Source organism: Candidatus Doudnabacteria bacterium, assembly GCA_037200925.1.
Classification (GTDB): domain Bacteria; phylum Patescibacteriota; class Doudnabacteria; order UBA920; family O2-02-FULL-48-8; genus JBDTSL01.
Window position 1 is genome coordinate 957,240 of sequence record JBBCGO010000001.1, and the last position, 7,205, is coordinate 964,444.

General features: G+C 46.4%; 9 protein-coding genes. 7 read left to right on the plus strand and 2 right to left on the minus strand.

The genetic code is table 11. The features are described from left to right. Positions 1-42 precede the first annotated feature (42 nt). From WDN47_05495 to WDN47_05505, 3 genes are all read left to right on the plus strand, one after another. Positions 43-453, plus strand: a complete 411-nt coding sequence (locus WDN47_05495; protein ID MEJ0021989.1) for a DUF1761 domain-containing protein — start codon at positions 43-45, stop codon at positions 451-453. A gap of 128 nt (positions 454-581) precedes the next feature. After that, on the plus strand, positions 582-875 hold the full coding sequence (locus WDN47_05500; GenBank protein MEJ0021990.1) for an NIPSNAP family protein: 294 nt from the start codon (positions 582-584) through the stop codon (positions 873-875). 226 nt (positions 876-1,101) lie between these two features. Further along, positions 1,102-1,260 carry a hypothetical protein gene (locus WDN47_05505; GenBank protein ID MEJ0021991.1) on the plus strand — a complete coding sequence of 53 codons (159 nt, stop codon included), beginning with the start codon at positions 1,102-1,104 and terminating at the stop codon, positions 1,258-1,260. 59 nt (positions 1,261-1,319) lie between these two features. Here WDN47_05505 and WDN47_05510 read toward each other — a convergent pair whose 3' ends face one another. Together WDN47_05510 and WDN47_05515 are read right to left on the minus strand one after the other, a co-directional pair. Continuing rightward, positions 1,320-2,654: a hypothetical protein gene (locus WDN47_05510; protein ID MEJ0021992.1), complete on the minus strand. Its 1,335-nt coding sequence runs from the start codon at positions 2,652-2,654 to the stop codon at positions 1,320-1,322. 81 nt (positions 2,655-2,735) lie between these two features. Beyond that, a complete protein-coding gene (locus tag WDN47_05515; protein ID MEJ0021993.1) occupies positions 2,736-3,356 on the minus strand; it encodes a hypothetical protein in 621 nt (206 codons plus the stop codon). A 183-nt stretch (positions 3,357-3,539) separates the two neighbouring features. On the opposite strand from WDN47_05515, the gene WDN47_05520 reads away from it, so the two are divergent. From WDN47_05520 to WDN47_05535, 4 genes are all read left to right on the plus strand, one after another. After that, positions 3,540-4,769 carry a glycoside hydrolase family 1 protein gene (locus WDN47_05520; GenBank protein MEJ0021994.1) on the plus strand — a complete coding sequence of 410 codons (1,230 nt, stop codon included), beginning with the start codon at positions 3,540-3,542 and terminating at the stop codon, positions 4,767-4,769. Next, positions 4,759-5,655, plus strand: coding sequence for a GRP family sugar transporter (locus WDN47_05525; GenBank protein ID MEJ0021995.1), 897 nt, complete (start codon positions 4,759-4,761; stop codon positions 5,653-5,655). The genes WDN47_05520 and WDN47_05525 overlap by 11 nt, the downstream gene beginning before the upstream one ends. Next, a complete protein-coding gene (locus tag WDN47_05530) occupies positions 5,652-6,647 on the plus strand; it encodes a hypothetical protein (protein ID MEJ0021996.1) in 996 nt (331 codons plus the stop codon). Before WDN47_05525 ends, WDN47_05530 begins: the two co-directional genes overlap by 4 nt. A 97-nt stretch (positions 6,648-6,744) precedes the next feature. Further along, a complete protein-coding gene (locus WDN47_05535; GenBank protein MEJ0021997.1) occupies positions 6,745-6,930 on the plus strand; it encodes a hypothetical protein in 186 nt (61 codons plus the stop codon). Positions 6,931-7,205: the final 275 nt, after the last annotated feature.

The window sequence follows — 7,205 nt, forward strand, 5'->3', positions numbered from 1 at the left end:
GTTGTAAGCTAATAGTATTCAGGGAAGGGGGTGAATATTATAATGCATGTTAATTGGTTAGCGATTTTGGTTTCGGCTGTGGCCAGTATGATCATAGGCAGCATCTGGTTCGGCCCGCTATTTGGTAAAATGTACATGTCAGCCGTGGGTATGGATAAATGGAGCCCGGAAAAACAGGCGGCCATGAAAAAGTCCATGATGATGACATACGTCTGGCAATTTATAGCCTCAGTGGTAATGTTCTATGTGTTTGCGAGGTTTGTGGTCGGTTTGAATCAACTGACTGTAAGTGGCTCAGTGATGACGGCTTTCTGGGTCTGGATCGGCTTTATCGTGCCGCAGAAACTCGGTGATTCCCTCTGGGGCGGAAAAATGACCCTGTTCTGGCTCGGTATCGGCGGCAGCGCAGTAACCCTGCTCGCCACAGGTTTGGTCATCGGCGCAATGCACTAGTTTATATAGTCTTGAAGGTTAAAAATCCGACCTGTTAGGGTCGGGTTTTTCGTTCAGCTTTCCTCTTTCCCATTTCACCGCTTCTTGTTATGATACACTTCCTTACTTAATCTGAAAGGAAAATATATATGATCATGGTCTATGATACTTTTGTTTGCAAACCGGGCAATGCCAGCAAATTGGCTAAATTGTTCAAAGAGTCAATGGTTGGCAATAAAGAACTGGTCAACATCATGACCGACATGACGGGCAAATATAACCGCGTGGTCATGGTCTCAAAATTTGACAGCTTAGCCGCATATGAAGAGAGCTGGAAAGCTTATATGAATCCTACGCCGGAAATGAAAAAAGCCATGGCGAAAATGGAAGGCTATCACGAGATGTATATGACCGGAAAAAGGGAGATCTTCAGGGTCTGGTAAAAATCGTGTAACGTGTAATGTATATCTTGTAAAGTAATTTTTGCTCATGACTATGCTCAGTACTAAAGTCATGAGCAAAAAAGATAAACGAAACCCCGAACTTGTTTCGGGGTCTTTTAATAGATGCTGAAATAAATTCAGCATTATAAGATCTTGACTCTAACGGAAATTTAGTGTAAGCTGTTTAACTCTGCAGGGTTTTGCTTTGCCGAGCAGGAGGCTGGAAATGGAGTGGGAAGAGATCAAATGCAACAGTCATTTTAGAATGTATCGGGCAAAGGTCCATGGCGGATGGATGGTGTTCGTCTCCAGGCTTGGCGATGAGACGGCCGCATTCTTCTATCCTGACCTCAACCACAAGTGGGATGGAAAAACGCTTTCATAATATCAGGAGGTCAGACAGCATCGGGATTTTTTGTGGCAGAGCCGCGGGTTCTGCCTTTTTTATTTGCCCAAAGCATCAATGTCCTGCTGGTACTTTGCGGCTGTAGCCACGACATTGTCGCCGTAGAACCGGTATTTAACATTTGTCCCGCCGGAAAAGTACCGCATGGCAGCGGCCCATTCGCCGTCCTGGGTTCCTGCGCCGCCGGCTTTGAGCTTGATGGCCGCTGCTACGAACGCATCGCGGATATCCCATGGATTGGCCATTTTGCCGCTTAGGGCCGTGACCTGGTTTTTGTAGCCCATCCAGGTGGAGGGAATGAACTGCGCCGGGCCCATCGCCCCGCCCCAGCCATTCTGGCTGCCGTTCTTATTTTTCAAAGGGCAGGAGACAGGTGTAGTTTTCGGGTCCATGCCCAGATCCGCAGTTATCTGCAGGAACGGCGGAATGTCCCGGTCAGGCTTCATAATCACCTGGTAGCCTTTTTCCGGCGGGTCGCCCGGCCTGTTGCAGGTGCCTACGTTTTTTCCGAGGTTTGATTCCTGCGTCAGGATGGCCAGAAGAAACGCGGTTCGCACTCCGGTCAGGCCTTGCGCGTATTGGGCGATCTCCACGGCCTGGCCAAAGCTGATCTGGTTGTTGACATCCAAAAGCGGATATAGGCGCGAGCGGATCGCGGCGGCTTGTTTCTGAGAGTCCGAGAGCACTGCCTGGTAATTGCTTTCCTGGCCTTTTGTTTGGGTCAGCAGAGTTGCCTGCTCGCTGGTGGAAGCGACTAGCTGCTGTTTCTGCAGGCTTTGGATGGAGAGTAAATTATCGTTTTCATCTTTTTGTTGGGACAGGGTATCTTGCCGTTGTTGGAGCTGATTGTTGTTATCTTCAATTTCATTTAAAATTTTATTTAAGCTTTGCGAGATCTGCGAGGAATTTTCCAGTTCGTTCAAGACGTCGGATAAATTATCCTGAGACAAAAGAATATAGAGCAGAGAGTCGTTGTCCTGCTCGTGCAGCAGGCGGATGTAGCCGCTTAGCTGGTCCTTCAGCTTTCCGCTTTGGGCAACGTTGGCGTCAATTGTGGCTTGAGTGGAAACCATCGAGCTGTTGATCGCATCCAACTGCAGGTTGGTGGCCTGGATCTGAAGATTCAGGGAAGCCTGCTGTTTTTTCAGCTGATTGATCTTGTTCTGCAGAGTATTTTTTTGACCCGCGATCTGCTTCAGTTCCTGCTGGTATTGCATGATCTGGCTTTCGATCTGGTCAAGCTGCTGCTGAAGCTGGGCTTTTTCCTCGGGAGTCGGAGGCGTCGGGGCGGTTTGCGCAAATGCGCTGGAAAAAGCCAGGGCCAGCAGCAGACAAACAGCCGCAATTATTTGGTTCTTTCGGATAAAACGCATGATATTTATTATATCATTATTATTGATCGCAGGCAGGAATTGTACGTTTCAATAAAAAAAGAGTCTTTGAGCATCAAGACTCTATGATTGTTCTGCGATTTCTCGGATAGTAATGCCGGGACGAATGACCGCAGGTTTTTGATTTGGCATTACGGCTAGCAAGCGATATGGCCCGGTGCCGATCTTTGAGCCCAAGCCGTTGATGTCAGCAAGGACGAAACTGTCGTCCAGCGAAGCCTCAGGCAGGCCGAAATGCTGGCTTACGATCTGCCTCACTCGGCATCGTTTTATATCGCACTCTTTTTGCCAGGCCTGCTTCCGAAGAACCGAATCCAAACCCTCTTCGGCCAGCCCGATGTTAGTTCCGAAAAGCACGGCCAGACCGGCGGTTCTTGGAGGCACGATCACGGTAATTCTTTCCCAAAGATACTGGCCCGCAGGACAGGTGATGATTCCCGGTTCAACGGGATTGTATTTGGAAAAGTCAACCAGGGTTTGTTCTTTGGTAAGGTTGGCTTTGCGTTTTCCGCGTCTTCTGATGTAACCGGCTTGCGGTTTTTCTACAATCCGCGGGGTACGGCGCAGGTAAGCCCGTTCTTCAGGAGTTTCGCCTTTTTGCAAATCCTTGTTGAGGAGTTGATATCGGTCCAGGGCCAAGACAAGACATACGCGTGACCCGTCGATATTAAGGAATACGGCCATCTTGATCCTCCTTCTGCAGATTGGTAAAAAAAAATCGAGTCCTAGGACTCGATTTCGAGCTTGATTGGTTTGATATCAGTTTGCGGATTTTTTTTCCACATCTCGGCTAATATTAAACCCAAGCCGGAAATCTGTCAAGCGTTTTTAGCAAAAATATTTCAAAAAAGGTATAATTAGTTTGATATGGAATCTTCCAAAACCGAAACAAAATTGAATTTTCCCCCGGGTTTTCTGCTGGGCGCAGCCTCTTCAGCCCACCAGTCAGAAGGCAATAACATGAACTCGGATTGGTGGCGGGCAGAACAGGCCGGGCTGGTGCCAAAATCAGGAGAAGCCGCTGACCATTATAACCGATACGAAGAGGATTTTAAAATAGCTCAGGAGATCGGACTGAATGCCATGAGGATTTCCATCGAGTGGGCCAGGATCGAGCCTGTGGAAGGCCGGTGGGACGCGGTGGCTATAGAACACTATAAAAAAGTTTTGAAGGCCATGAAAGAGCGGGGATTGACCCGAATGGTGACATTATGGCATTGGACACTGCCGCAGTGGCTGGCGGAAAAGAAAGGTTTTGAAAAAAAAGAAGGCGTGGAAGCGTTCGCGCGGTTCACATGGTTTGTCGCCCAGAACCTGGGAGCGGAGATTGATCTGTGGGTCACATTGAATGAGCCGGAAGTCTATTGCCAACAGGCATATTTGTCGGGCGTTTTTCCGCCTTTTAAAAAAAGCAGATTAGTTTATTGGCAGGTGCTTGGCAATTTGGCCCAGGCCCATAATAAAGCTTATGATGCAATTAAGTCTTATGATCCGAAGGCAAAAGTAGGCATCGCAAAAAACAGCAGCTATTACAGGGCTTTCCGGAAAAATAATTTTTTTGACCGCACAGTGGTTTTTTTCGCCGACAGGATCGGCAATCATTATTTGCTGAAAAAACTGATCAGCCGCCTGGATTTTATCGGAGTCAATTATTATTTTTACAATATCGTGAAATTTGACCCAAGGCACATTTACCAGGAAATGAACAATAATTTCGCTAGAGGCCAATTATCCCTCAATGATCAGCAGGACCGTTCGGATATGGGCTGGGTTTTGTATCCGGAAGGCATTTATCATTTACTGCAGGATCTGAAAAAATACCGCTTGCCGATCTATGTTACGGAAAACGGCGTGGCCGATATCCTGGACAGCCGCAGGCCTAAGTTCATCCGCGAAACTTTGGAATGGGTGATAAGTGCGATCAAAGAAGGGGCTGACGTCCGCGGGTATTTCTATTGGGCTTTGACGGATAACTACGAATGGACAAACGGTTTCGGTCCGCGCTTTGGCCTGATAGAAATTGATTATGCCACGCAGAAAAGAACAGTCAGGGAAAAAAGCGCAGGCGTATTTAAGGAGGTATCCATTGATAGCTAGCTGGATATTTATTGCGCTGAGCGGTTATTTTTTATTGGCATTCACGGGAATTGCGGATAAGTTTTTGGTGTCAAAAGTTGTCAGGGAACCGATCGCTTACGCGTTCTATACTGCCATAACCGGACCGTTTTCTCTGGTCTTGGTTCCGTTTGGCGCCAAATTATTGAGTCTCCACGATTTTGCGGTCGCCTTGGCGGCGGGGGTCTTCTTTATCTTTGGGATCTATTATTCTTATTCTGCAATAGCCAAAAGCAGCGTTTCCCGCGTGGTGCCGATACAGGGCGGAATGATCCCTCTGTTTTCACTGCTGTTCGCTTACATAATTTTGGGCGAGCGCTTAAGCTCCACGCAGACCGTCGGGTTTTTGTTTTTGGTCGCAGGGGCAGTGCTGATCTCGGTGAGAAAAGAGGTTGAGGGTTGGACTGCCCAAACCTTTCTTTTGGCCGGCCTGTCCGCGGTTTTCTTTGCCATAGCGTCGGTTCTGACGAAATATATTTTCAATCACAGCAATTTTATTTCCGGCATGGTCTGGACGCGCATGGGGTTTTTCCTCGTGGCTCTGCCGATCCTTTTATTCAAAAAGAACAGAGATGTGATCTTTAACGCCCCGAAACAGGCCGGAGTAAAAAACGTGGCCTTGTATTATTCTTCCAGAGCCTCGGGAACGATCGGCGGATTTCTGCAGAATTATGCGGTGAGTTTGGGAAGCGTTTCTGTGGTCAATGCCCTGCAGGGCACCCAATTCGCATTTCTTCTGGGACTGACCAGTTTTTTGTCCGTTTATTTCCCGAAAGTGCTGAAAGAAAAGATCAGCTATGGCACCATAACGCTGAAACTTGGGGCCATCGCCCTGATCTCCTTCGGATTATTCCTGATAACAAAATGAAAAAGTTTTTAAAAATTTTAGCAATAATTATCGCACTCCTGATCCTTGTTTGCGCCTATTTCTATTTCCGTTATAAGCCCCAAGCCGCGCCGGAATGGGGACTGACCTATTCGTATCAGGAAGCGATCGGATTGGGTTTTGACCCCAAGTTCATGTTTTTGGATATCCTTGCAGACCTGAAGCCAAAAAAACTGCGCCTGATGACGTATTGGAAAGATGCCGAAAAAACCGCGGGTCAATATGATTTTTCTCAGGTAGACTGGGAGCTGGTGCAGGCGCAAAAGGATAATGTTGATGTTTTGCTTGTCCTGGGCCGCAAGCAGCCCAGATGGCCGGAATGTTCGGAGCCTGATTGGGTCAAAAAACTTTCTCCTGCAGACCAGGATGGGGCATTATTGGATTTTTTGAAACAAAGCGTTGAACATTTTAAAACTTTTTCTGCGGTCAAGGATTGGCAGGTTGAAAATGAACCGTTCTTTAACTTCGGACCTGATTGTCCTGAAAGTTCAAAGGAACTTTTTACCAAAGAAGTCAGTTTGGTCAGGCAACTTGATAGCCGTCCGATCGTAGTTACGGACAGCGGGGAGCGCGGTCCATGGATTACCACGGCTCACTCCGGCGGTGACGTTTTGGGAGCGACAGTCTACCGGGTTTCTTATGATGCTAAATTTGGCGGTTATTATAAATATCCCATCCCCGCGATCTTTTACCGCATCAAAGCCGGATTTTTGGAAACATTTACCCACATTAGCGATGTTTGGGATGTTGAGCTTCAAATGGAGCCATGGTTCACGCAGGGCGCTTTCAATATGCCGATAGATCAGCAAAAAAGTCTGATGAATGCCAAAGTTTTTGCCGACAATCTGCAATATGCCCGGCAAACCGACCTATCGCGGCATTATCTGTGGGGTGTGGAATGGTGGTATTGGATGGCCGAGAAGCAGAATGACTGGGGGATGTGGACAGCTGCGAAAAATTTATTTAATAAGTAGAATAATCAGCAATTTGACTGAAACCTTCTATGCACGTTATCGTATAAATAATAGAAGTAACTAGTCTTAAAATTAATCAGGAAATAAGAATAAACATATGTCAATAAAAAATGTCCTGGTTGTTTACGAAATAGCATATAAAGCATCACAAGTTAAAAGTAAAAGGGCATATAAGCATTTTGAAATATGGGTCAAGGATATTGTCAGGACCTACCACGATGCCGCTATTGAGCGAGTGGCTAATATGCACTTGTTCCGGCTTCGAAGCCAATTTGCCCTGTAAAAATTGAGTTTTAAAAACCTCCAGATCTTGGAGGTTTTTTTAGCCTTATCCACCGCCTGCCGAAATAATTGGATCAAAAGTACAAGGTTAAAGCGTATACTCCTGTAGATAAACATGAAAATAAAATAGGTTTGCACAATGGATTTGGGGTAAAAATACGATTTTTTTGTGCAAAAAGTACAAAAAATGCAGAAAAAGAGAAAAAAAGCCTTGTTTTTTTCGTGCTTTGTTGTATAGTTTATACATAAACCTAATTATTATTCTAAGAGGTATTT